The organism is Micromonospora sp. MH99, from assembly GCF_021442385.1.
Taxonomy (GTDB): domain Bacteria; phylum Actinomycetota; class Actinomycetes; order Mycobacteriales; family Micromonosporaceae; genus Micromonospora.
In genome coordinates this window covers 1-25,274 of record NZ_MUZA01000015.1, presented here as the reverse complement: position 1 = coordinate 25,274, position 25,274 = coordinate 1, and the positions used below count along the sequence as shown (strand labels likewise).

General features: G+C 72.3%; 19 protein-coding genes and 1 pseudogene. 7 read left to right on the top strand and 13 right to left on the bottom strand.

The genetic code is table 11. From position 1 onward, the window contains the following. The first annotated feature begins 49 nt into the window (after positions 1 to 49). Entirely contained in the window at positions 50 to 811 is a 762-nt protein-coding gene (locus B0E54_RS10825; protein WP_234583231.1) for a M23 family metallopeptidase, read from the top strand. Between the two features lie 29 nt (positions 812 to 840). Next, a complete protein-coding gene (locus tag B0E54_RS10820; protein WP_234583230.1) occupies positions 841 to 1,911 on the top strand; it encodes a PHP domain-containing protein in 1,071 nt (356 codons plus the stop codon). 18 nt (positions 1,912 to 1,929) lie between these two features. Here B0E54_RS10820 and B0E54_RS10815 read toward each other — a convergent pair whose 3' ends face one another. Next, entirely contained in the window at positions 1,930 to 2,910 is a 981-nt protein-coding gene (locus B0E54_RS10815) for a DMT family transporter (RefSeq protein WP_234583229.1), read from the bottom strand. Positions 2,911 to 3,030: 120 nt separating this feature from the next. On the opposite strand from B0E54_RS10815, the gene B0E54_RS10810 reads away from it, so the two are divergent. Continuing rightward, complete coding sequence (locus tag B0E54_RS10810) at positions 3,031 to 4,701, top strand: DUF885 domain-containing protein (protein ID WP_234583228.1); 1,671 nt, start codon at positions 3,031 to 3,033, stop codon at positions 4,699 to 4,701. 79 nt (positions 4,702 to 4,780) lie between these two features. On the opposite strand, the gene B0E54_RS10805 is transcribed toward B0E54_RS10810, so the two are convergent. Further along, positions 4,781 to 6,352, bottom strand: coding sequence for a DUF6114 domain-containing protein (locus tag B0E54_RS10805; RefSeq protein ID WP_234583227.1), 1,572 nt, complete (start codon positions 6,350 to 6,352; stop codon positions 4,781 to 4,783). Positions 6,353 to 6,423: 71 nt separating this feature from the next. Then, positions 6,424 to 7,047 carry a DUF6230 family protein gene (locus tag B0E54_RS10800; RefSeq protein ID WP_234583226.1) on the bottom strand — a complete coding sequence of 208 codons (624 nt, stop codon included), beginning with the start codon at positions 7,045 to 7,047 and terminating at the stop codon, positions 6,424 to 6,426. Between the two features lie 411 nt (positions 7,048 to 7,458). On the opposite strand from B0E54_RS10800, the gene B0E54_RS10795 reads away from it, so the two are divergent. Continuing rightward, positions 7,459 to 8,202, top strand: a complete 744-nt coding sequence (locus tag B0E54_RS10795; RefSeq protein WP_234583225.1) for a class I SAM-dependent methyltransferase — start codon at positions 7,459 to 7,461, stop codon at positions 8,200 to 8,202. A gap of 73 nt (positions 8,203 to 8,275) precedes the next feature. Here the strand turns inward: B0E54_RS10795 and B0E54_RS10790 are convergent, their stop codons facing one another. Further along, positions 8,276 to 9,319 carry a DUF3068 domain-containing protein gene (locus tag B0E54_RS10790; protein ID WP_234583224.1) on the bottom strand — a complete coding sequence of 348 codons (1,044 nt, stop codon included), beginning with the start codon at positions 9,317 to 9,319 and terminating at the stop codon, positions 8,276 to 8,278. A 152-nt stretch (positions 9,320 to 9,471) separates the two neighbouring features. Between B0E54_RS10790 and B0E54_RS32900 the strand changes: the two genes are divergently transcribed. Continuing rightward, complete coding sequence (locus tag B0E54_RS32900; RefSeq protein WP_374109260.1) at positions 9,472 to 10,935, top strand: acyltransferase family protein; 1,464 nt, start codon at positions 9,472 to 9,474, stop codon at positions 10,933 to 10,935. Positions 10,936 to 12,969: 2,034 nt separating this feature from the next. Here B0E54_RS32900 and B0E54_RS32895 read toward each other — a convergent pair. The 5 genes and pseudogenes from B0E54_RS32895 to B0E54_RS10760 form a co-directional block, all read right to left on the bottom strand. Beyond that, positions 12,970 to 14,973: pseudogene (locus B0E54_RS32895) on the bottom strand (alpha-(1->3)-arabinofuranosyltransferase family protein); the annotation flags it as partial. A 59-nt stretch (positions 14,974 to 15,032) separates the two neighbouring features. Next, positions 15,033 to 16,484, bottom strand: a complete 1,452-nt coding sequence (locus tag B0E54_RS10775; RefSeq protein ID WP_234583221.1) for a glycosyltransferase family 4 protein — start codon at positions 16,482 to 16,484, stop codon at positions 15,033 to 15,035. Then, entirely contained in the window at positions 16,481 to 17,287 is an 807-nt protein-coding gene (locus B0E54_RS10770; protein ID WP_234583220.1) for a glycosyltransferase, read from the bottom strand. The genes B0E54_RS10775 and B0E54_RS10770 overlap by 4 nt, the downstream gene beginning before the upstream one ends. A gap of 30 nt (positions 17,288 to 17,317) precedes the next feature. Next, on the bottom strand, positions 17,318 to 17,479 hold the full coding sequence (locus tag B0E54_RS10765) for a hypothetical protein (RefSeq protein WP_234583219.1): 162 nt from the start codon (positions 17,477 to 17,479) through the stop codon (positions 17,318 to 17,320). After that, complete coding sequence (locus B0E54_RS10760; protein WP_234583218.1) at positions 17,476 to 19,248, bottom strand: hypothetical protein; 1,773 nt, start codon at positions 19,246 to 19,248, stop codon at positions 17,476 to 17,478. Before B0E54_RS10760 ends, B0E54_RS10765 begins: the two co-directional genes overlap by 4 nt. Positions 19,249 to 19,430: 182 nt before the next feature. On the opposite strand from B0E54_RS10760, the gene B0E54_RS10755 reads away from it, so the two are divergent. Further along, positions 19,431 to 20,711 (top strand): polysaccharide biosynthesis protein, encoded by a 1,281-nt coding sequence (locus B0E54_RS10755; RefSeq protein ID WP_234583217.1) that lies wholly within the window; start codon positions 19,431 to 19,433, stop codon positions 20,709 to 20,711. Here the strand turns inward: B0E54_RS10755 and nudC are convergent. Continuing rightward, positions 20,608 to 21,525 carry an NAD(+) diphosphatase gene (gene nudC, locus B0E54_RS10750; RefSeq protein ID WP_234583216.1) on the bottom strand — a complete coding sequence of 306 codons (918 nt, stop codon included), beginning with the start codon at positions 21,523 to 21,525 and terminating at the stop codon, positions 20,608 to 20,610. The genes B0E54_RS10755 and nudC overlap by 104 nt on opposite strands. A gap of 197 nt (positions 21,526 to 21,722) precedes the next feature. Here nudC and B0E54_RS10745 point away from each other — a divergent pair, with 197 nt between their 5' ends. Further along, a complete protein-coding gene (locus B0E54_RS10745) occupies positions 21,723 to 23,546 on the top strand; it encodes a VanW family protein (RefSeq protein WP_234583215.1) in 1,824 nt (607 codons plus the stop codon). A gap of 27 nt (positions 23,547 to 23,573) precedes the next feature. Here B0E54_RS10745 and B0E54_RS10740 read toward each other — a convergent pair whose 3' ends face one another. The 3 genes from B0E54_RS10740 to B0E54_RS10730 form a co-directional block, all read right to left on the bottom strand. After that, a complete protein-coding gene (locus tag B0E54_RS10740) occupies positions 23,574 to 24,512 on the bottom strand; it encodes a cyclase family protein (RefSeq protein ID WP_234583214.1) in 939 nt (312 codons plus the stop codon). A 38-nt stretch (positions 24,513 to 24,550) separates the two neighbouring features. Next, positions 24,551 to 24,781, bottom strand: a complete 231-nt coding sequence (locus tag B0E54_RS10735; RefSeq protein WP_234583213.1) for a hypothetical protein — start codon at positions 24,779 to 24,781, stop codon at positions 24,551 to 24,553. A 70-nt stretch (positions 24,782 to 24,851) separates the two neighbouring features. Continuing rightward, entirely contained in the window at positions 24,852 to 25,055 is a 204-nt protein-coding gene (locus B0E54_RS10730; protein WP_234583303.1) for a helix-hairpin-helix domain-containing protein, read from the bottom strand. Between the last annotated feature and the right edge of the window lie 219 nt (positions 25,056 to 25,274).

Here is a 25,274-nt window from a genome sequence, read left to right as displayed (position 1 = left end):
CTCACGCGCGTCGCTCGTGCCCACGGTACCGGTCTGTCAGGATGACCGAATGCCCTCGCCGACGATCGGTCGCCGCGTGCGTCCGGCGTACCCGATCCTGTTGCTGCTCGCCCCGGTGCTGGCCGCCGGCTGCGCGACCACCCGGCCGGGAGTGCCGCCGACCGGCGCCGCGCCGTCGTCGTCGGCGGTCTGGGAGACCGGTGAGCAGCCGGCGGCGCCGACGGCCCCACCGACGACACGCCCGGCCAGCCCGACGCCGTCGTCGGCCAGACCGTCGCCGACCGCACCCCGCGCCGGGCTCCGGCACGTTTTCCCGGTACGCGCCGACAACGTGGATTACCACACGACGCACGGGGCGTACCCGGCAACTGACGTGTTCGCCGACTGCGGTGAGCCGTTCGTGGCGGTGACCGACGGCAAGGTCCTGGAGGTGAGTCGTGTCGACAGGTACTCCAAGAGTGGGCCGCAGGGCCCGGACAACGGCGGCCTGTCGGTGTCGCTGCTCGGCGACGACGGCGTGCGCTACTACGGCTCGCACCTGAGCGTGGTCGGCTCCGGCGTCGAGGCGGGGGTTCGGGTCCGTGCCGGCCAGCAGCTCGGCAAGGTGGGCCGCACCGGCAACGCCAACAACGTCTGTCACGTGCACTTCGGCATCTCGCCGCCGTGCACGGGCAAGGACGGGTGGTGGATCCGGCGCGGTGTGCTCTGGCCGGCGCGCTATCTGGACTCGTGGCGGCGCGGCGGCAACCGGGAGCCCGCCGCCGAGGTGACCGCGTGGCAGCGCGAACACGGCTGTCCGAAGGCTCCCTGACGCGGCTCGTACGCACTAGGTTCGGTGGGATGAGCGCCCGGGACCCCATTGCCGACCTGCGCCGGATCGCGTTCCTGCTGGAGCGTGCGAACGAGGCCACCTACCGGGTGCGGGCGTTCCGTTCGGCGGCGAAGGCGCTGGCCGGCCTGCCGGCGGCCGAGGTGGCCGAGCGGGCCGGCAACGGCACGCTCACCGAGCTGGCGGGCGTGGGGGACGTGACGGCCCGCTGTGTGGCGGAATCCCTGGCCGGCGAGGAACCGGTGTATCTGCGCCGGCTGGTGGCGACCGAGGGCAGCGACCTGGACGCCGAGGCCACGGCGCTGCGCGCCGCCCTGCGCGGCGACTGCCACACCCACTCGGACTGGTCCGACGGCGGCTCCCCGATCGAGGAGATGGCGCTGGCGGCGGTGGAGCTGGGCCACGAGTATCTGGTGCTCACCGACCACTCGCCCCGTCTCACTGTGGCACGAGGGCTGACCGCCGAGCGGCTGCGCCGGCAGCTCGACCACGTGGCGCAGGTCAACGCGGCGCTGCCGGAGGGCTTCCGGATCCTGACGGGGATCGAGGTGGACATCCTCGCCGACGGCTCACTCGATCAGGACGACGACCTGCTGGCCCGGCTGGACGTGGTGGTCGGCTCGGTGCACAGCGGCCTCAAGGACGAGCGGGCGAAGATGACCCGCCGGATGCTGGCGGCGGTCGCCAACCCGCACCTGGACATTCTCGGTCACGTCACCGGGCGGATGGTGTCGTCCCGGCCGGCGGGGGTGACCGGCCCGGGTGATCGGGGGCACCGGGCGCGGACCAGGAACGAGAGCGACTTCGACGCGGACGCGGTCTTCGCCGCCTGCGCCGAGCACGACACCGCCGTTGAGATCAACTCTCGGCCGGAGCGGCAGGACCCGCCGAAGCGGCTGATCCGCCGCGCCCTGGAGGCCGGCTGCCGCTTCGCGATCAACACGGACGCGCACGCGCCCGGTCAGCTCGACTGGCAGCGGTTCGGCTGCGAGCGGGCGGCCCGCTGCGGCGTCCCGGCCGACCGGGTGGTCAACACCTGGTCGGCCGAGCAACTGGTGAAGTGGACACGCGACCGGGCCTGACCGGCGGCCCGGTCGGAGTCACCTGCGGGCGGGTTCGGCGGCGGGCGTGGCGGGTGCGCCGACGCCGACCACCGGGCGCGGCTTGCGACGGCCGAACAGGCCCTGCGCGACCGCGACCCCCAGCAGCACGATGAGCGCGCCGACCGGCTGGTGCCAGTTGAGCCGCTCGTCGAGCACCACCGCGCCGATCAGCACCGCGAAGATCGGAATCAGGTACGTGACGGTGGAGGCGGTGCTCGCGCCAGCCACCCGGATGTTGCGCATGTTGATGACGAAGGCGAGCCCGGTGCCGAGCGCCCCGAGGGTCAGCACACTGGCCACCACCTTCGGCGACAGCTCGGTGGGCAGCGGCGGCGCACCCGCGACGAACGGGGTGACGACGGCGAGCTGGACTGCGGCGAGCAGCAACTGCGCCGTGGACAGCGACAGGCCGGAGTGCGAACTGCCCGCGATGAACCGCTTCTGGTACGGAATGGCGACGCCGTAGCAGGCGGCCGCGCCGAAGCACATCAACTGCCCGACGAAGTGCGCCCCGCCGATGCCCTCCCAGACCCCGAGCACCACGAGCACGCCGAGGAAGCCCAGCCCGAGGCCGATCGCGCGGCGCACGGTCAACCGCTCGGTGCGGAACACCAGCACCGCGAGCGGCAGCACGATCAACGGCGTCGTCGCGTTCCAGATGCCGGCCAGCATCGACTCGACTCGCTGCTCACCGTAACCGAAGAGGGTGAACGGGACGGCCACGCCGAACGCGGCGACGACGAACAGGTGCGCCCATACCCGGGGCTCGCGCGGCAGCCGGTCGCGCAGCACCGCGAGGACGACCAGCAGGGTCAGCGCGCCGGCGACGACGCGGTAGAGAGTCAGCTGGACGGGGTGCAGCTCGGCCACGCCGACCTTGATGAACAGGAAGCTGGAACCCCAGATGGCGGCGAGGGCGAAGAAGCCCGGCAGCCAGGCACGCAACGGCGCCTTGTCAGGAGCGATGTCGGTGGTCACCCCTGACACTCTGCCGGACGGGTACGACAAAGTCCCGCGACTTTCCGCACTCTGGATCTGCTGCCTGAACACGACAAACGTCGTCGACATCCAGGCGGGGTGGTCACGTAGTGTCGCACCGTGGGACGAATTGATGAACTCGCCAACCGCTACGTGGCCGAGTGGGCGCCGTTGAGCCCCACCGGCGCGACCTACGTCGGCATCGCCGGCCATGACGACAAGCTCGACGACCTCTCGCCCGAGGGTTACCGGGCCAAGGCGGACCTCACCCGCCGCACACTCTCCGAACTTGAGGTGACCGAGCCGGACACCGAGGCGGAACGCACCGCCAAGGAGGCCATGCAGGAACGACTCGGCCTCGACCTGGCCCGCTACGAGGCCGGCGAGACGACGAGCGAGATCAGCGTGATCGAAAGCGGGCTGCACGAGGTCCGCATGGTGTTCGACCTGATGCCTACCGCGACGGCCGACGACCAGGCCAACATCGCCGCCCGGCTCAACGGCCTCGCCGGCGCGCTGGAGGGTTACAAGACCACGCTGCGCGAGGCGCTCGCCGACGGGCGGGTCAGCTCGAAGGTGCAGCTCGCCGAGGTGGCCAAGCAGTGCGACACCTGGACCGACCCGACCGGGGACAACTTCTTCCACGGCCTCGTCGAACGGCTGGGCGCGGATGGCACGCTCGGCGCCGAGCTGCGCCGGGGCGCGGCGGCGGCCACCGCGGCGACCGCCGAGTTCGGCCAGTTCCTGCGTGCCGAGTTGGCCCCGCACGGGCGGGACAAGCAGGCCGCCGGCCGGGAACGCTACGAACTCGCCTCGCAGTACTTCCTCGGCGCGAAGGTCGACCTGGACGAGACGTACGCCTGGGGCTTCGCGGAGCTGGCCCGCCTGGAGGCGGAGATGCGGGTCGTGGCCGGGCGCATTGCCGGCTCGGGCGCGACTGTCGACGAGGCCGTGGCCACGCTGGACGCCGACCCGGCGCGGACGATCCAGGGCAAGGAGGCGTTCCGCGACTGGATGCAGACGCTCGCCGACAAGGCGATCGACGAGCTGAACGGCACCCACTTCGACATCCCGGAGCAGGTCAGCCGGATCGAGTGCTGCCTCGCACCCACGAGTGACGGGGCCATCTACTACACCGGCCCGAGCGAGGACTTCTCCCGGCCGGGCCGGATGTGGTGGGCGGTGCCGCAGGGCATCACCGACTTCTCCACCTGGCGGGAGGTGACGACGGTCTACCACGAGGGCGTGCCCGGTCACCACCTTCAGGTGGCGCAGACCGCCGTCCGGGCCGACCTGCTCAACCGCTGGCAGCGGCTGCTCTGCTGGGTCTCCGGGCACGGCGAGGGCTGGGCGCTCTACTCGGAGCGGCTGATGGACGAGCTGGGTTACCTGGAGGATCCGGGCGACAAGCTGGGCATGCTCGACGGCCAGGCGATGCGCGCCGCCCGGGTGATCGTCGACATCGGTATGCACCTGGAGTTGGAGATCCCGAAGGACAACCCGTTCGGCTTCCACCCGGGCGAGCGGTGGACGCCCGAGCTGGGCTGGGAGTTCATGCGGGCGCACTGCCGGGTGCCGGACGAGAACCTGCGCTTCGAGCTGAACCGCTACCTGGGCTGGCCGGGGCAGGCGCCGTCGTACAAGGTGGGTGAGCGGATCTGGTTGCAGGCCCGCGAGGACGCCAAGGCCCGCAAGGGCGCCGACTTCGATCTGCGGGAGTTCCACCGGCAGGCGTTGGACCTCGGCGCGCTGGGCCTCGACCCGCTGCGCAAGGCGCTGGCCCGACTCTGAGCCGGTCGACGACGGGTGCCGACGCGCCGACCGCCGGCACCCGTCGCGGCCGTACCCGGTCCGGTCGGCCGCCCACCACTCAGGCGAGGGTGAGGGCCAGCGCCGGCGTCGCCGTCAGGGTGTTGCTCGTGACGTACGCCAGGTCGATGACCGGGTCGGTGAAGGTGATCGGGATGGGTGACGTGACCGGGAGGCCGTTCGGCAGCGGCAGGTCCGGCGTCAATGTGATCTTGATGCCGAGCAGCCGGCCGACGAACCGGGTGGCGTAGAAGGCCACGTCACCGCTCACGGTCAACCGGTCGGTCGCGTACCGCTGGTTGCGCCCCTGCGGGCCGTCCGCGCTCAGCAGGAAGTCGTCGGTCACCGCCTCCCCCATGCTGAACTTCAGCACCTTGAGGGTGCCTTTCTCGGTCTGCAGGTCGGTGATCCCCTCGAACCGCAGACCTGTCATCCGCACCGAACTCCCGGTGAGCTTGGACGGCGTCTGCGCCACCCTGGGCAGGTTCGGGTCGGCGGCGATGCGCGGCAGGGGCTTGCCCGGCTCGACGGTGCCGGGCTTGGCCGTACCGGGCGGCGTCGCGCCCGGGCGGCCCGGCCGGCCGGGCGTCGGGCAGGCCGTGGCCCCGGGACGGGGAGTCGGTGTGGCGGTCGGCTTCGCCGAGGGCGGTGCGGTCGGGCTGGTCGTCGGCGTCGCGGCCTCGCGGCGGTGGCCGCCGGTGAGCAGGTCACCGATCCCGTCCAGGATGTCGGTGACGATGTTGCCGTCCCGGTGTGGGCTCGCGCTCGGTGCCGGTGTCGCGGTCGGCGCGCTCGCAGAGGGCGACGGAGTCGCCGGCCGGGACGGGGTGGGGCAGACGCTCGCGACGGGAAGGGTGGGGGCGGCCTGCACCGGGCGAGGCTGGGCGGCCAGTACGGCGGTGGCGAGGCCGAGCACCACCAGGGCGACACCGAAGGTGCGTGGATCGACGGCACGGCCGGACCCGTCCGCGTCGGGGTCGGCCACCGAGGCCGTCCGGCCGTCGGTCGCGTGGGCCTGGGCGATCCCGGCCGGCTCGGAGTCGGCGCCCCGCTCGGTCCGGCGCTCGTCCGGTTGCTGCGGCACCTCGCCCGCACCAGCCGGCACGACGACGGTCGACTCAGCGTCGGCCGGCACGACGACGGTCGAGTCAGCGTCGGCCGGGTCAGCGACGGTCGAGTCAGCGTCGGCCGGGTCAGCGACGGCCGGCTCGGTGGAGGTCGGGGTAGGGGCGGCGGACGCCGGTCGGGTCGGTGTCCAGGCGAAGGCGAGCGCGCTGCCGACGATGCCGAGCAGCAGGCCGACGAAGAACCCGCCCAGGTTCAGCCCGATCAGCGCGTAGACAGCGGTGACCGCCGCGACGATCGAGTAGAACAACCGCTGCGCCGGGGTGAACCAGAGCAGCACGCCGCAGGACACCAGGATGACCGGGATCAGCAGGGAGAGCAGCCCGGTGGCTCCGCTGTGGAAGCTCAGGCCGTTGATGGTCATCCGGGTGGAGGCGAACATCTCCACCCCGGCCAGGATGGTGAAGAGGCCACCCCAGAACGGGCGGCTCCGTCGCCAGCGGCGGAACGTCCGCCACGCCTGGGCCACACTGCTCGGCCGGACATGGGACGGGTTGGCGGTTGTCACGTACTCCTCCTGGCGGAGCGGGGACGGGGGCGGGGCGCCCGCGGCGGTCGTCACCGCGGGCCGCGCTCAGCTCAGAAGCACTCCTTGCCCTTGGCGTCGTCGCCCACGTTGACCTTGAGCCGCAGGCCGACCAGGTTGAAGGTCGCCGCGGTCGTGTACCGGGACACCTGCTGCAGGTTGGTGATGGTGACGTGGTCGGCGTTCTGGCCGAACGAACCCTTCTCTGCCGTCGGGTTCAGGTCGGTGGCATCACGACCAATCTTGATCTTGGTGAACGTCGCGTTGCCGTCGAGCGAGTCCATCGCGATCAGCAGGTCCTCGGCGTGGGCGGGCTGCTTGCCCTCCCCGGCGTTGATGGTGAGCACCACCGGCAGGCCTGGCAGGTCGGCGCGGACGGACTGGCAGAGGTTGTAGAGGTCGGCGCTGCTGATCTCGGAGAGCGCGATCGGGTGCACCGCGCCACTCTTGCCGTCCTTGCCCTTCTCCTTGACGATGCCGCCGTACTGCTTGAAGCCGTCGCCCTCCAGACGGTCGGCACCGATCTTGAACGTCTGCCCGGAGACCGTGATGTCGGACGCGATCGCGCCTGTCGACATGCCGAAGAGGATCGCGCCGGCAGCCGCCGTGGCGGGCACCATCATGGCGGCGAAGCGCCGCCACCGCGTACGACCCTGATTGTCTAACCGATCCTGCACGGGTTCCTCCTCGGGTGGATGTGCGCGGCGGCCGTTCGCGGCGGCCCACGCCGGGCCCGTCATCTATTACCAGCGGGTAACGATCGAGCCTGATCGTGCACCCGTTGCGGCGCGGCTCACAACCCCCTGATTACCGGGCGGTAACACGGTGGCGACCGTGAGGCAGGGCGGTATCACGAAGTGTTCAGATCATCTCGGGTACATAAGCGCTCATAAGCACACCAGACACCGCGTAAGGCATCACCGTCACGACAGAGAGCGACCGAAGCATCGACGGATTACAATCAGGTAACGGATGTAAAGTTCGCAGGTCAGGGCGAGCCGTTCGGACCGGCCTCCCCGCCCGAACATCCGCGCGTGCGCGGATGCAGGTCGATCCCGACGGCCCCCGGGATGCCCTAGGGTTTCGGCGTGAATCTGAACGACGTACGACGCGACTGGACCAAGCTGGGTGCCGAGGATCCGCTCTGGGCCGTGCTCGTTCAGCCCGGCAAGCGGGGCGGCCGGTGGGACGTGGACGAGTTCCTGGCCACGGGTCGCGCCGACGTCGAGGAGACGGCCACCTGGCTCGGCCAGCTCGGGCTGCCCACCCGCTGGGAACGGGTACTCGACTTCGGCTGCGGCGCCGGGCGGTTGTCGCAGGGGCTCGCCCCGCACGCCGACGAGGTCGTCGGCGTCGACATCGCGCCACCCATGCTGGAGACCGCCCGACAACTGGACCGGAGCGCCGGGAACATCCGCTTCGTCCTCAACGACGCACCGGACCTGAGCCAGTTCCCCGACGGCCACTTCGATCTCGTCTACAGCGCCCTGGTCCTGCAACACCTGCCGCGGCCCGCCATCGACAGCTACCTCGCCGAGTTCCTGCGCGTCCTGCGACCCGGCGGGATCGCCGTCGTGGGGCTGCCGACCGAGCCGGCGCGTACGGCCAAGGCCCTCATCTGGCAGGTCGTGCCGTTCCGGCTGATCAGCTGGGCGCAGCGCCGGCTCCTGGGCTATCCGGCGCCGATGAGCATGACCGCCGTGCCGGACGCCGACATGGTGCGACTGGTGGCCGCGCACGGTGGGCACATCGTCGGGCAGCGCCCCGACCTGCCGTACACCGAAGACTGGGTGTGCACCCGCTACGCCGTGCGGCGCGACCAGCAGGCCTGAGACGCGAGGGCCGGCCGACCCGGAGGTCGGCCGGCCCTTCAGGTCGGCGTGCGGTGGTGCGGTGGTGTGGTTGTTACGGCTCGCTGCGCTCCACGGCGTGCCGGCCCCCGGTCGGCGCCGTGGTCTCCTCGACCGGCTCCGAGGACGCCTGCGCCGGCAGGTCGGTCGTCGGTCGGTCGTCGGCGGCCGTCGGCGACGCGTCGGACCTGCGGCGGGTAGCCCGGATGATGATGAACAGACCGAGCAGGACCAGGGCGAGGCCGACGAGTCCGAGGACGATCGGCACCACGGTGGTCAAAAGGTTGATCTGGTCACGCGCGTCCTTGGCAACCTTGGCCTGCTGCTTCTGGGTGTCCTCGGTGAAGGCGAGGGTCGCGTCGATCATCTTGACCTTGTCCGCGCCGGCCGCGTCACGCAGGGTCTGGGCCTGCTTCTCCTGGCCCTTGACGATGACGCCGCTCGCCGGCTCCACCCACAGGGTGCGGGTGTTGGTGTAGAAGAGACCGGCGGTCACGGTGGGCTCGGTCGAGCCGACCAGCCGGCCCGGGACATCGATCTGCTTGATCTGGATCGGCTCGGCCGTCATCTCGAACTTGTAGACGGTCAGGCCCTGCAACTTCTCGGTGCTCACGTACTTGGCGGGGTACGCCTTGCGCGCGGTGTTGTCGAAGTACTGGTAGGTCTTCTTCTCGGTGCCGAACGGGAAGGTGTAGGTCAGCCCCTCGTGCTTGAAGGCCGTTCCGTTGATGTCCTCGGCGCAGCAGGCCACCGCCTCGGCGGTCCGCCGGTCGACGGCAACCCGGTCCGTGTTGACAGTGATCTCGGCCTTGCTGGCGTCGTCGATCACCCGGACGCCGACGTTGAAGACCGCGCGGTCATCGTTGCCGGCCCCGACATCGCCCCGCACCGCGCGGTGGGCTGTGAGGTTGACCCCGCTGCGCTCCGACAGGGTGGGGAAGTCGAAGACTGTCGCGTTCTCGGCCTTCGACACCGTCACCGAACTCTGATCAAGGGGCACCTTGACGAGAGCGGGCGCGACGGTCAACGGCGTCGCCACCGCCCCGGCGATCAGGAACGCGCCCGCCGCCACCAAGACGGCACCCGACGTAGGTCGCATGTAACTCCTCCCCTTGTAAAGACTCGACTGGCGGCTGACAGTACATGACGGGGCCGATTTCGGATATGGTCCGACGCGGCCTTCGGAAGACACACCGACTCCGGTGGCACGTGGCCGTCCGGCCACCCCGCCAAATGGGATGTTGAGGAACTGTGAGCCGACCCGTCAGACCCGACGCGAGCAACGGACAGGTAGGCGAGTCCGCGTCAAATACCGTCCGTTCGGATGGTTGGTTGCCGGCATTGGAAGGACTCCGCGCGGTAGCGGTACTGTGCGTCGTCATCCACCACGTCTCTTTTCTCAGCGGGTTGACCAACTCGTTCGCCCGCCTCGGAGGTGTGCTGGCCAGACTGGATGTCGGGGTGGCGATCTTCTTCGCGCTGTCCGGCTTCCTCCTCTACCGGCCATTCGCGCACGCCACCATTCATTCGCAGCCGCACCCGCCGGTTCGGCGATACCTCTGGCACCGCGCGCTGCGCATTTTGCCCGGCTACTGGGCAATGGCGGTTGTCGCACTGCTGTGGCTCAACATCGATTACCTCAGGTCGGTCTGGGACTGGGCAGTTCCCTTCCTTCTGGCACAGATTTATCAGCCATTGCGACTTCCGGTCGGGATGGAACAGACCTGGAGCCTGGCTACGGAGGCGACTTTCTACCTGGCGCTGCCGGTGATAGCGGTGCTCGGTCGCCGAATGGGCGGCCGGACCCCGCTTCAGCGAGCCCGGCGCCAACTGGCGCTCGGCGCCGTGCTCGTCCTCGCCGGCCTCACCTGGAACGCGTACGCGCACAGCCCCGACTCGCCACTGCCGGGGCTCGCGGTGCTCTGGCTACCCGCCTTCCTCGACTGGTTCGGCATCGGCATCATGCTGGCCGTGCTCGCCTCCTGGCCCCCGAGCACGACCTCCCCGGTGCTCCTCACCGGACTGACCGGGAGCGGGCCCGGGCGAGGCGACGAGGACCTGTGGTCCGCCACGCCTCGCGGGCTGCGCGTCTTCACGTTCGCCCCGGGTACGTCGTGGCTCATCGCCGGCGCGCTGCTGTGGATCGCCAGTACGCCGATCGCCGGCCCACGCGGGGTCGAGCCCACCAGGCCGATCGAGTCGACCATCGAGCACCTGGTGTTCCTGCTCGTCGCCTGGTTCCTGATCGCCCCCCTCGTCGGCCCGGGCGCGGGCGGGGTGGCGCGGGCGTTCCTCGACCAGCCGGTGATCAGGTTCGTCGGTCGGATCTCCTACGGCATCTTCCTCTGGCACCTCCTCGCCCTCGAGGTCTGCTTCCGCCTGATCGGGTTCACCCGGATGAACAGCTCGTTCTGGGTGCTCCTCGTGCTCACGCTGGCCCTCACCATCCCCGCCGCGGCGGCCACCTACTACCTCATCGAGCGGCCGACGCAGCGACTGCGCAGATTCCTTGCGCGGCGGCACAACCGACGCGGGCCCGGAATCGTCGCGGCCGACACCCTGCTCCAGACGCCGGTGCCCGCGTTGCAGGCGGCGGGTCCAGCCGAGCGCCCGGCCCTCCCGGCGCGACTCGTAGCGCCCGCGGACCCGGCGGAAGCGCAGCACCAGGGCGGCGATCGCGACGAGGAGCAGGCCGGTCGGAACCGTGACCAGTAGGTCGGCCAGCCGGTCCGAGGAGATCCGGGGCTGCCACCAGCGCTGGGTCCCGTAGGCCGCCAGCCCCACCGCTGCCGGCACCCAGATCCAGCTGGGGCTGGGCATCCGGCGTCGGTGCAGCACCACGACCACTGCGGCGCAGCCGAACCCGACCAGGCCCCCCAGCAGCGCCGGCACCCCCAGTGCGAGCACCGGAGCGGTGGGCATCGTCGCCGGGACGATCGGGTACGACTGTCGGTGGCGACGCGCGGGGAGCAGGGCTGCGACGACCAACAGCAGCAGCAGTCCCCCGCCGATGCGCAGGACGAGGGCGTACCGCTCCCCGGGGGTGAAGTCCAGCTCCACCCGGCCAGCCGCGCCGGCCGGCACGAACCACGCCTGCTTCCACCCGTCCAGCCGGGTCGGTACGAGCCGGACCCCGTCGAGGGTGGCCCGCCAGCCCGGGTTGGCGTTCTCCGGTACGACCAGGTAGCTGCCGCCGCCCGCCCCGACCTCCACCGACCGGCGCTGGTCGTTCCAACCGAGCACGGTCAGTGCCCGGCGGGGCGGCTCGGCGGCGGCGGGGCGCTGCGGCGGTTCACCGGTCAGGATCACGCTGTCGACGACGAACCGGTCCAACGGAGCCGAGACCTCGTTCGGGCCGGCGCGCAGAGCGACGCGGTCCTCGTCCGCCCTCGCCGTGGTCTTCGCCCCGGGCTTCGGAGCGGGGACGCAGGCGCGGTAGCGCAGCGGCTGCAGATCCCGCAGATCCCGCAACGTGCCAGTGGCCGTCGTCGGCACCGTCGCGCCGTTGATCACGATCGTCGGTCCCGCACCGCAGGGCAACGTCACCGTCTGGGAGAGGTCACGCGGCTGGTTGACCTCGGGCCCGCCCTCCACGTCCACCCCGCTGAGGCCGACGGGCAGCGGCTGCGGCTCGAACATCGCCGTCGACCGGCTGACCCGCGGCACCGTCAAGGTCACGGCCACGACGAGGCTGCGGGTCCGCAGGGCGGGGAAGCGGGCGACGCCGTCCAGGCCGACAGTCACCTCCCGGATGCCGTTGTCGCCGGTGATCCGGACCGTCCTGGGTGGCGCCGCGACGAGGCTCGGCGCGAACCGCAGCCGCACCCAGCTCACGTTGCGCACCTCGGGCCAGCTCAGTCGTATCGTGGGCTGCGGGTCGTTCGGGTCAGCCCACCAGGCAGTGCCGTCGTTCCCGTCCGACAGCGCCCTCGACGAGGCGACCGGGTCGGCGAACCACGAACTCGACGTGCTGACCGTTTCGCCGCCCACCGTCTCGTCGTACACGGCGAGTGCGGTGGCGGGCGTGGCGCGCGCCAGGCCGGTGAGGCGGGGGGCGGAGGCGGCCGGCAGGTCGAAGCGGCGGGGCACCAGGCCGGTCTCCTCGCCCTGACGGATCAGGTCGGGAGCGCACAGGTAGTGGTCGTCGACGACGACGCAGGCCGGCCGGTCCACGGCCTTGCGGGCGAGGGCGACGACCTCCGGCGTCGGGGTGGCGTCGGGCAGCGCCGGCAGCCGCAGGTACCGCTGGGGACTCACCCCGGGCACGCGCAACTCCCGGATGCCCGCGCGCCGTCCCGGAACGTCGAAACCCGCGACGCCGTCGATGGTCACCCGAACCCAGCTGGTACGCCCCGACGGCAGCGCCAACCGCAGCGGCGCCCGCCCGGCGTCAACAACCGAGTGCACGTACGTCCCGCCCGCGGTGCTGACCTGGATCCTGGTGACCGGGGCGCCCACGACCTCGTCGTCGACCACCTGCACCTCCACCGACCCGGCTTGGATCCTCTCGGCGAAGCGGACCTCCATCCACTGGCCCACGGGTTTGCGCGCGCCGTCGGAGAGCCAGAAGGTGCCGCTGTCGCCGTCCACTGCCGCGAACGGCGTGGCGGAGGGGTCGCGCAGCCCGGCCGGGCCGGTGACGTCCGCCGCGCTGGTGGACGCTCGGACGTCGGCGATCCCGGCGTAGCCCGACGAGGTGACCGCCGAGCGCCATGCCGGGTCGAGGATGTCGTGGGCCGTCCGGGCCGAGTCCGGTCGTTCCTCGGTGGTCAACGTCCGCGAGGTGTTGCCCCGGACCAGCCCGAAGTCGACCTCCCGGTTGCGCAGGCTGTCGGCGAGGACCGTGCCTCCGCTCTCGGCCTCCGGAGCGTCCCCGTCGAGGATCACCGGCCGGTCGCCGAGCACGCCGGCGTCGCTGAGGTCCAGCAGCGTCTCCGGTGCGCCGACCAGGTTGAGCGGCTGCGCCGCGTCGGCCAGCGTGGCCTTGGGGGTCGGCCGGTCCACCTGGTAGATCTCCACCGCCCGGTACGGCTCGTGCAGCCCGTAGTCCCACGCTCCGGCGAGGTCCGGCCGCACGCCGCTGCTCGGGCCGAACGCGGCGACCCGGAACAGTCCGGGCGCGCTGTTCAGCGTCCGGTGCACGAGGACCGGCCAGGCGAAGCCTCCGACCGGCTGGCGGAGGTCGTTGCGGACGAGCAGGTACCGCACACCGAGCCGACCGAGCACGTCCGCCAACCCGGGGGAGGCGGTACCGGCGGCGAGCCGCTCGTCGATCGCGGAGAGCAGACGGGCGTTGCCCGCCGATCCGGCCGGCACCAGTGACCGCACCGCCCACGGCGAGTCCAGCAGAGGCTGGACCGGCTCGTCCAGCGAGCGCCCCCAGTCGTACTCGGCGAAGTTGCTGCCGGGCACGAGCAACGTCGTGCCGGGTCCGGCGTGCCGGTCGAGCCAACCGGTCGCCTGCCGCCAGTGCTCGGGCAACCCCCAGAAGCCGCCGCCGGCCGGGAGGCCCGCGCTTGCCGCGCCGCTGGTGACCGCGAGGAGCGCGATGGCGGTGGCGCCCAGGGCCACGCGCCGGGGCGCCATGTTGGTGGGTCGCGTGAACCGGCGGATGACCGCGATCCGGCCGACGGTGTCCAGCATGTGCGCGGTGGCCAGGGCCAGTGGCAGGCGGAGCACGACGTCGAACTTGTGCAGGTTGCGCAGCGCGGCGAGCGGGCCGTCGAGGGCCTCCCGGACCGTCGTGGCGAAGGCCGCGCCGCCGTCGGACAGGTTCCCGGCGGTCAGGGTCAGCAGCCCGACCAGTGCGCCGACGAGCAGGAAGCGACGCTCCGGCAGGTCCCGACGGGCCAGCCCGGCCAACCCGAGGCAGGCGATCAGGCCGGTGAGCACGACCATCCAGGACGTCGTGACCAGCGCCCACCCGGAGCGCCACCAGGGCACACCGTCGACGGCCAGGTAACCCACCCAGTGGGTCGCGCCGCGCACGGCCGAGGGGAGCGACGTCACGCTCGTCGTGACCGCCGCGCTCTCGGTGTACGGCAGGAACGGGAACCCGTAGCGCTGCAGGAGCAGCAACGGCACCAGCCACCAGAAGGTGGCCGCGACCACCGCGACAGTCCACGCGGCCAGCAGGCGGATCCGTCGCCAGCCGGGCGCACGCGTCACCACGAAGAGGAACGCCGGCAGCACGGCGCACGCGGCGGCCGCCCCGTTCGCCCCGCCCATGCAGAGCACTGCCAGCCCGCTGAGCGCCGCCGCCCGCCGCAGCGAGCCACCCGCCGCCCCCTTGACCAGCGGCAGCAGCACCCACGGCGCGACGCAGTACGGCAGCAGCTCCAGCGAGACCGTGCCGACCAGGGACAGCGCGCGGGGCGAGAGCGCGAACACCACGCCGGCCATCAGCCGTGACGCCGGACCGCCCAGGTCCAGGGCACGCGCCAGGCGCACCACACCGGTGAGCGCCACGCAGAGCAGGGTGGCCATCCAGAGCCGCTGCACGAGCCAGGCCGGCAGGCCCATCGCCTCGCCGAGGAGAAAGAACGGCCCCATCGGAAAGAAGTAGCCGACCGCCTGGTTCTGGAGCGTGCCGAACTGCCAGTCCGCCGTCCAGAGGTGCGCCGCCCGCGCGAGGAAGCCGCCCGGGTCCAGGGCCATGTCCAGCTTCGTGTCCGGCACGATGAGCCCGGGTTCCTGGGTGACGCACAGACCGATCAGCGCGAGGCAGACCAGCAGCTCACGCAGGCGCCACACCGCCAGGGACACCGTCGCGGACGGTATACCGGCGGTGCGGCGAGCGGTCGACCAGGCGGTCAGCACTGCCGTACCGGAACTCCGGTGAGCAGTTCGTCGCCGCTGGCGTCCCGCTCGCTGATGTGCTCGGGCGCGACGCCCGCCTCGACGAGCACCTGCCGGACCGCCGCCGGAGCGGCGGCCGGCACCAGGATCCACAGGCCGTGCTCGTCGGTCGCCACGTGTCGGGTGTACGGAAGGAGGGGGGACACCCGGGCCAGGAGGCTCTCCGGCTCGTCCGTCCGGACCAGGAGGGACGCGTTGCGCGCCGCCCACGGCACCCGGCGCGGCGCGAGCAGGTCGCCGAGGACCGCGCGGACCCGCCGCCCGGTGTCCGCCCAGCGGAACGCCCCGCTCCACTGCCGACACTCGGCGGCCATCCGCTCGGCCTCGCCCGGAGCCGCGAGGGAGTCCAACGCCCGGTCGAGGCCGACGGCCAGGTTGCCCGCCGGGTCGTCGCCCTCACCGACCAGCCATCCGGTCCGGGCCGGCCGTACGGCGTCGCGCAGCCCGTCGACGTCGAACGCGACGGTGGGCAGCCCGGCGGCGGCCGCCTCCACGACCACCAGACCCCAGCCCTCACCCCACGAGGCCGAGACGTGCAACCACGCGCTGGCCAGCAGCGCGTCCCGCTCGGCGGAGGGCAGGTGACCGTGCACCGTGACGACGTCGGCGAGCCCACGCTCGGCGACCTGCCGACGGATCGTCGCCACGTCCGGCCCGCCACCGACGACGTCCAGGCGCAGGTCGGGCCGCTGCGCCCGGAGCTGGTCGACGGCGTCGAGCACCAGATCCACCCGCTTGTGCCGGGTCACCCGGCCGACGCAGACGACCCGGGGTCGCGGGTCGCGAACGCCACTGCCGACGACCGGCGGTGTCGCCGCGTCCGCACCGTTGGGTACGACCACCACCGGGCCGGCCCAGCGGAGCCGGTCCCGTACGGCCACTGCCGTCGACGGTGAGACGGCGAGCGTCACCCCCCGGCGGTAGACCCGTCGGGCGACCGGCCCCTCCAACCACGCCCCGAAGCGACCGACGAGCGGGCCGAAGTAGAGCCGGAACTGGCGGTCGTGCACGTGGTGGATCACGCAGACGACCGGCACGTCAGCCGGCAGGACCGCCGGGCTGAAGAACGGTATGCCGTTCTGGCAGTCCACGACGGCGTCGAACTGACGGCGGCGTCGCGCGAGCCAGCCCAGCACCCGGGGGTAGATGCTCCACCGCCCACCGACCCGGACGATCCGGATGCCGTCGCGGGTCTCGTCGCCGGGCTGGCCGTCCGGACGCGCGGTGACGAAGGTGACCTCCGCGCCGGCGGTCACCAGGTCGCGGGCGACCTGCCAGGCGTAGACCTCGGCGCCGCCAGCGTCCGGATGCCACGGGTCCTTCCAGTTGAGCACCGCGATCCGTCGACCCGCGACCACCGCGTCGGTGGTGGGAGCCGCAGCCGCCGGAGAGTGTCCGACACTCACGGCCGCAATCCAACGGCAGCGCCCCCGGTCACGTCAGTGCCGACCGGCAGGGCGACGACCGGCAGCGGCATCGCGGGTGCGACCTCCGCCCGGCGCAGCCGCCAACTGATCTTCGCAACGTCCACGAAGCTCTGCCAGCCGTGGCGGGCCGGGGAGAAGCGCGAGCCGGGCACGTCCACCCAGTTGACGGGGATCTCCACCAACCGGGCGCCCGCCCGCTCGGCACGGCCCAGCACCTCCACGTCGAAGGCGAAGCCGCCGCACCGCAGGGGTGCGAACGACCGCCGCGCCACGTCGTTGCGGAAGAACTTGAACCCGCACTGCGTCTCGCCCACGCCGCGCACCACCTGCCGCACGGCACCGCGGAACGCCACCGCGCCCCAGCGCCGGAGCAGGCTGTGCCGCTCCTGCACCACCGACTCGGGGTGCGCCCGCGAACCGACCACCGCGTCGGCGCCCTCGACCAGGAGGCTGAGCACCTGGCCGAGGGTGTCCGGCGCGGTGGCCAGGTCCGCGTCACAGAAGCCGACGAAGCGCGCGTCGCTCGCCAGCACACCGGTACGTACCGCGAAGCCCTTGCCCGGTTCCGCGCACCAGAGCAGCCGGACGGGCACCGGGCCGCAAGGGGCGCCCGTCACCACCTCGGCGGTTCCGTCGGTGCTGGCGTTGTCGACAACTGTGACCCGGCAGGGCACACCGAGGCCGGCCAGCGCCGCCCGGAGCAGGACCAGGGTTTCGGGCAGCCGCAGTGCCTCGTTGTACGCCGGCACCACGACGTCGAGTACTACCGCATCTGACGACACGTCAGGAGGAAGGACCTCCATGAAAGGCCGTCAGCGCTCGCCGTACACGATGATGGGCTGTTCGACGTTCGCCGGCTTGGTGTTGGTGTTGGCAATGGTGGACGTCCCGATCGAGACGGCCGCAATGCCCAGCACGGCACCCACCGCCGCGGCGACGACCGCGATCAGGAGGGGATTGAAGGTTGCCTTCATTGACGGTCCCTTCGTCTTAAGTGACCGCACAGTAACATGCGTCGTCGGCGTGCGGCCGTGTGCGAAAGGGTGATCAACAGGGTGGCCCCGAGTATCGAATACCCCAACGCCGGACCAATACCGACACTCCCCGTCGAGCCGGTAGAACCGTCACCAGGCAGGCGAAGCAGGATCAGCGTCCCGTCCCGCTGGACCACCTCGGCACCTGCGAAACGACCCTCGACCTCGGCCGCGCCGGGCTGATCGGTCTGGATGAGGACGTACCGGACGCCGAGCCGACGCAGGCCCGGGACCGGGTCACCGGGCACCGCCAGCGCCTGCGCCACCCGGTCGGCGTCCCGGCTCTCCCCGCGGATCCGGTCGCGGCCGACCAGCACGTCCTGGTCCCCGATGACCGGCCGGCGGAACGCCCGCGGCGCCGGGTCGAGCATCGGGACGTTGCCCGCCCAGCGGTAGGCGCGGAACGACGCCCACGGCAGTGAAACCAGGCTGCCGCCGGCCGGATCCCGGTTCACCACCTCGCGGACGGCCGACCACTCGGCGGGGTACCGGACCGTGTCGAGCTGGCCGCCGAGCCCCCAGGCCAGGCCGGGCAGCAACGCCACCGGAGCGATCATCACCAGCGGGGCCAGCGGCCGGGCACCAGCCGCCACGAGCGACTCCACAAGCATGCCGAGGCCGACCGCCTGCACCAGCGCCAGCGGGGCGAGCAGTCGGGCACCGTCCCGGACGGCGCCGGCCAGCGGAACGTGCTCGACCAGCGTGACCATCCACTGGGCGCTCACCGGCCAGGCCGGCAGAACGGCGATCGCGGTGCCCACGGCCGCTCCGACGAGCAGGCCCCACCACGCGGCCGACGGCCACCGGCGACGGACCAGCGCGTACCCCCAGACCGCCGCCGCGGCCAGCACCAGCGCGAGCAGGGCGACCGGCCACCGCTCCCGCCCGATGGCTGCGGCATGACGGCTCCAGACCCCACCGAGGGTGGCGACGCTGCCGAGCACACCGAGCGGTGTGTCCGCGCGGACGGCGAAAGCGGCGACGCCCCGCTCGTCGAGATCGACGACACCACCCCGGTTCGTCAACGCCACCAGCCACGGCGCGGTGAGGCCGGCGAGCGTCGCCGCCCCCGCGACCAACGCCCGCCACCGCCGCGCCAGGGCCAACGCCGGAGCGCAGGAGACCACCGCCGCCAGCACCAGCGCCGGACCGCCCAGCACCACCGCCAGCCCACCGGCGACGGACCAGCGCCGGCCCGGACCGATGCCGCCACCCGGCGGCCGCAGCACCCCGAGCACCCAGGCGTACGCCCACGGCAGGGCCGCGTACCCGGCGATCACCGCCCACTGACCGAGATGCAGCCGCCCGTACACCCAGGGATTCCAGACGTACGCGAGCCCGGCCGCGACCCGCGCCACCGGGTGGCTGACGGGCGCCAGGCGGGCCGCGCCCACCGCGGCCAGGGCCAGGCAGCCGGCCAGCAGCACCTTCTCCGCCACGTCGGCGGGCAGCAGCTGGGCCAGACCGACCGCGAGCAGTTCGCTGGGCACCGCCCGGGGCAGCTCCGTGCCGCTGCCCCAGACCATCGCGCCGAACGGCGGGTCCGGCACGAACACCAGGTCGTACCGCAGCACGTAACCCCGGCCCAGCACCGGCGCGAGGATCGCGAGGACCACCCCGACGCCGAGCGCCACCTCCGGCCACCACCGACGCAGCACGACCCGGGCCCGCGGCGGCGCCGGTCGGAACTCCGGTGATCCTCGGCGCACACGGACCCCCACAGACCTGGACGGGAAGCGGGCCCGACGTCGCTCCCGGGGCTCCGGACAGCACTCTAGGCACAGGCGGGCGCGGGCGGTAGCTTGCCTGACTACGTCGACGCGCGACTCCGTGACGACGACGCGAAGCTCGGGGCGTGCACCGGTCCCCGGCGGAACCGACATGAGGCGCGATGACAGAGACGACGGCCGGCCCCGGCGCGGGCCGACTTTCCGCGGCGGGGGCGGCGGTGGCCGGTGCCGCGATGGTGACGAACGGGCTGGCCTACCTGCTCCCGATGCTCGGTGCCCGGCACCTGGCGGCCGAGGGCCTGAGCGTCCTGGCCACGGTCGCGGCCCTCGTCGCGATCGCCGGCGTCGCGGGTGTCGGCCTGCAGATGGCGGTCGCGGTGCACCGGGCCCGGCATCCCGGCGCACCGACCAACCGGGTCACCCTCGTCACGACCGCCGTCGCCGCGGGCGCAGTCGTCGTGGCCGCGCCGCTGATGATGACCGCCCTGCGGCTGTCGCTGACGGTCGTGGCGCTGGTCGCCGGCACCACGGTCGCGGTCGTCCTGTCCGCGCGGTGGCTCGGCGAGTTGCAGGGGGAGCAGCGCTTCCTCCGTCTCGCGTGGGCGATGGGCGTGGTCGCCGCCGGGCGGTACGGCGGCATGATCGTCGCGCTGGTCCTCGGCGCCGATGTCGTCGACACCCTGGTCGCCGGCATGGTGACCGCATACCTGGTGCTGCCCGCGCTGGTCTGGATCGCCCGACCGGCCCGCCCCGCCAGCCCGGACGGGTCCGCCGCCATCGGTGCCGCCCTACGGATCCGGCAGGTGACCAGCGCCGGCACGGCGGCGCTCGCGATGCTCGCCGTGTCGTACGCGGACCTGATCTTCGCGCGCCAACTGCTGTCGCCGGCCGACTCCGGCGCGTACGCCGTCGGCACCGTGCTCACCAAGGGGGCCCTCTGGGCGCCGCAGGTGATCGTGGTGCTCGCCCTTCCCCGCCTGGCCGTCGGGGACAACCGCGTCCGCACGGCAGTGCTCGCGATCGTCGGGGCCTGCGGCGCCGTGCTCGTCGCCGCCTCGGCCCTGGCCGGCGGCCTCGCGTTCCGCCTGGTGGGCGGCGAGAACTACGCCTCCCTGGGCGAGTACGCCCCGTTCTTCGCCGCCACCGGCGCGCTCTACGCGCTGGTCTTCGCGGTCGTCAACGCGAAGATCGCGGCCGGTGCGCGGTGGCCGTCCGCGCCACTGTGGGTCGCGGCGGTCGTCCTGGCCGTCCTGACCATGGCCGTCGCACCCCGCACGTTCCAGGGGATCATGTGGTGCGCTCTCGGCACCGCCGCGGCGACCGCGCTGGTGATGATCCTCAGCCTGCCGTCAGCCACCGGCCCAGCAGGTGGTGATCTATCGAGTCCACCCGGCCGAGCCGACGACCTGCCGCGACCCGCTCCCGCAGCTCCGCCCGCGTGAACCAGCGCGCCTCCAGCAACTCCACGCCGTCCACGCACACCTCGTCGGACGTCGCGGTGGCCCGGAAGCCCACCATCAGCCCGGCGGGGAACGGCCACGCCTGCGACCCCTGGTAGGTCACGTCCGTGACGGTGATCCCCGCCTCCTCGGCCATCTCCCGGCGGACCGCGTCCTCCAGGCTCTCGCCGATCTCGACGAAGCCCGCCAGCGTCGAGTAGGAGTCCTGGGCAGCGCCGGCGTGCCGGGCCAGCAGGCAGCGCTCCGGCGAGCCGGGCGCCTCGACCAGCACGATGATCGCCGGCTCGATCCGGGGAAACAGCAGCCGACCACACTCCGCGCCGGAACAGGTCCGCACATGCCCGCCACCGCCGGCGACGGCCGCCGCGCCGCAGGTGCCGCAGTACCGCTGCTGCCGGTGCCAGTGCAGCAACCCCCGGGCGTACGCCTGGACCGCCGCGCCCGCCGGGTCGAGCCGCCCGACCAGGGCCCGTACGTCGACCGCCCGCGTCGCGCCGGCCATCTCGACGGCGGACGGCTCGCTGAGCCCGGAGAGGTCCACGGCGAACACCGCGACGTCGTTGTCGAGCCCCAGGAAGGCGGTCTCGGCGGCGGCCGACCGGACGAGCGACGCGCGCTCGGCCGTCAACCGGACCGGCCCGACCCCGTCGACCAGGCAGCGGTCGCGCCACAGCGGCAGCACCACAGTCGTCGGGTCGGTCAGCAACGCGTCCAGTCGAGCCGCGTCGGTGCGCACCGCGCCCGCCCGGTCCAGCCAACCGCCGCCGTACGCCAACACCCGCTCCGCAGCGTCCACCCCGCCACCGTGCCACGGCGGCGACCGGGCGTCGGCACCGACCCCGGCTCCGGGTCCCTCCCGTCCCACGCGACACGCCGAACGACACGCGGTGGCAGCGCAGAGCGGGCGCAGCCGGCACGGACGGCCGAGCATTGGTTACCGTGGTGTCCTCCGGGAGGGGGGACCTCCCGTGGCACCTGGCGATCGAGGTTGCAGTGACGCTGTACGGCGACAAACGTCCACCCGCCGACGACCGACCCACCGTGCAGGTCACCGCGGTCACCTGGCCGGACGACGGACCGGAGGCGGTCACACCGCCCACGGTCACCGGCGAGCCGGACACCGGTGGACGCCGTCCGCGCCGGGTGCGGATGCTGCTCGCGGCCGGCGTCACCGGCGGCGTCCTCGCCGCCGTGGCGGGCGCCGGCGCCTGGGCGTACGCCGGGGACGTGCCCCGGGGCACCAGCGTGCTCGGCGCCGAGCTGGGCGGCCGCAGCCGCAGCGCCGCCGACCGGGAGTTGCGGGCCGAGCTGGCCCGGCGGGCGACGGCGCTCGCCGCGCCACTGCGGGTCACGGTCGGGGAGCGCACCGCCGAGATCAACCCGGCCGATGTGGGGCTGGGCGTCGACGTGGCGGCCAGCGTGGCCGCAGCGGCCGAGGCCGACGCGCACCCGGTCAGCCGGCTGGTCGGCTCCCGCACCGTCGACCCGGTGGTCACCATCGACACCGCCCGGCTGGACGCGGCCCTGCGCAAGGTGCTCGGCGACCAGGTCCGCCCGATGACGATGCCGGCGATCACCTACCAGGGCACCACCCCGAAGGTCGTACGCCCCAAGCCGGGGCTGGCGTTCGACCCGCAGCGCTCCGCCGACGCCGTCCGCACCGGATGGCTGGCCGGCACCCCGGTCACCGTGCCGCTCGTGGAGAGCCAGCCGGCGACCACCGCCGAGGAGCTGGACCGGCTCGTCGCCGAGTTGGCCAGGCCGGCGGTCGCCGCGCCGGTCACCCTGCGCACCGGCAAGGGCTCCGTGCGGGTGCCACCGGCGGCCATCGCGAAGAGCCTCCGGTTCACCGCTGACAAGGCCGGCAAGCTCACCCCGGCGGTCGACGTCAAGCGGCTGCGCGCAGCCCTCGGCGACGACCTGCTCGCGATCGAGGTGCCGCCGAAGAACGCGTCGATGACCATCTCCGGTGGCCGCCCCAAGGCCACCGACGGTCGTCCCGGCCAGCAGCTCGACAGCGCGGCCCTGGGCCGTGACCTGTTGGCAGTGCTGCCGAAGTCGGACGGACGCGAGGTGACCGGCGAGCTGAAGGCCACCCCGCCGGAGCTGACCGCGGAGAAGCTGGCCGGCCTGGGCATCAAGGAGCGGGTCTCCACCTTCACCACGCGGTTCACCGGCGGCATGGCGTCGTCCCGCAGCCAGAACATCGCCACCATCGCCAAGGAGGTGGACGGCACTGTCGTGCTGCCGGGCAAGACGTTCTCCCTGAACGGGCACACCGGCGAACGCGGCTACGAGCAGGGCTACCGGGACGCGCCGGTCATCCTGGACGGCAAGCTGGTGCCGGGTGTCGGCGGCGGCACCTCGCAGTTCACCACCACCCTGTTCAACGCCACCTACTACGCGGGCCTGGAGGACGTCGAGCACAAGCCGCACTCGTACTGGTTCGACAGGTACCCGGCCGTCATCGAGTCGACCATCTTCTGGCCCAGTCTGGACTTCAAGTTCCGCAACAACACCGAGTACGGCCTGCTCATCGACACCTCGTACACGTCGAGTTCGGTGACCGTCTCGATCTGGAGCACGAAGATCTACGACAGCGTCAAGACGGAGTACGGCCCTCGACGCAACATCACCACGCCGAAGGTCATCCACCTCGAACCCGGCCCGACGTGCATTCCGAGCAACGGCATCAACGGTTTCACCCAGGACGCCTTCCGGGTCATCAAGAAGGGCGGCGTGGTCGTCAAGCGGGAGAAGTTCACCTGGCGCTACGACGCGGAGCCCCGCTACGTCTGCGGTCCCAAGCCATCCTGAGCCTGGCCGGCCGTCCGCACCCCGTGGTCAGAATGTGGCGATCGGGTTGACCGGGCTGCCGGACGTGCCGGCGAAGCGGACCGGCGCGACGGCGAGCTGAAAGTCCCACTGGCCCAGCTCGGCGGCCGTCGCCGTGCACGCCTCCAGGTCGCAGTTGTCGAGCAGCCACAGACCCATCGCGACAAGACTCACGGCGTGCACCGGCATCAGCACGTCGTCGTACCCCGACGGCTGAACGTCCTGCGGACTGTCGGCGCCGATCAGCGCGACCTGCCGTTCGTGCAGCCACGGCAGGCAGGACGCGTGCCAGCCGGCCTGGGTGAAACCGCCGGCCGCACCGGATTCGTGCCGGAAGCGGCCGTGGCCGGTCCGCAGGAGCACCGCATCGCCGGGACGCACCTGGACACCCTGGCGGCGCTCGGCCTCCTCCAGGTCCTCGGGAGCGACACCCTGGCCCGGCTCCAACCACCGCACACCGCGGGCCCCCGCGACGTCCAGCAGCACGCCACGCGTGACGATCCCGTCCGCCGCGGCGGTGACGGCCGCCCACGCCGATCCCGTCGCGGCGTCGACCAACGAGTGTGAACGACCGTTGTACATCGTGCCGTCCCAGAAGAGGTGGCACGGCGAGTCGAGGTGGGTGATGGTGTTGCCGTGGAAGGTCATGCCGATTCGCTCGGACGAGAAGCCCCACCGCCGGTCGGCGTGGAAGGCGGCAACCGGCATGTTCTCCGCGCCCGGCATGTCGGCGGCGCACGGGCACGACATCGTCGCCCGCTCCATCTCCTCCGGTACGGCGACCTCCCACGCGCAGGACACGCTCCGGCCATGGCGTACGGCCCGCGCCGCGGCCAGCCGGACGTCGTCGGTGATGTGGTTCAGCGTGCCGAGTTCGTCGTCGTCACCCCACCGTCCCCAGTTCGACAGCGTGTCGAAGTATCCGAGCACGTCGTCCTGAGTGGGCATCGGTCGCTTCGGGGGCGTCCCCGCATCGACATCTCCGGTCACGCGGTCTGACCCTTCGCATCGGCGGACGGCAGCGGAACAAGGCGCTCTTCCTGTACTCGGATCTCGGCCCGGTACCGGGTCGCGGCGGGGTGCCACATCTCCTCGAACGGCCCCATCACCTCGCCACCGACACCGCGGCGACGACCACGGACGCCCAGCCACGCCAACGCACCCAGCACCGCGGCAACGCAGCAGGCGAAGACCAGGAGGATCAGGAGCTCATCCACACGACCGAGCCTAGTGGCCGTCTGCATGCCCACACCACGCCCGACGCCGGAGCCAGGTGACGGTGGACTGTTAACCCAGACTCAGGTTGTGCTCCTCAAGCGCGCTCTGAATGATCTCGAGGGCTTTCGGACCCATGCCATGCAGCTTGGCCAGCTCAGTACGCGGCACCCCGGCAAGCTCACTCAGAGCCGTGTAACCAACGTTGTTCAAGGCCCGCGTCGCTGGTGCACCGATCTTGGGCAGGGTGCCGAGGGAAGAGTCCACGCTCCTCATGATGTCGGGTCCGGTCCACAACTGCACCGTCACCACGTGTCGCACCGCGATCCGCCCCAGCCACGTCCACGCCGAGGCCAATTGACGTTGGAGTTGTAGGCCAGGCACGCAGAAAAGGCCACCCCAATGGGGGTGGCCTTTTCTGGAAGATTGTCCGGCGGTGTCCTACTCTCCCACACCCTCACGAGTGCAGTACCATCGGCGCTGGAGGGCTTAGCT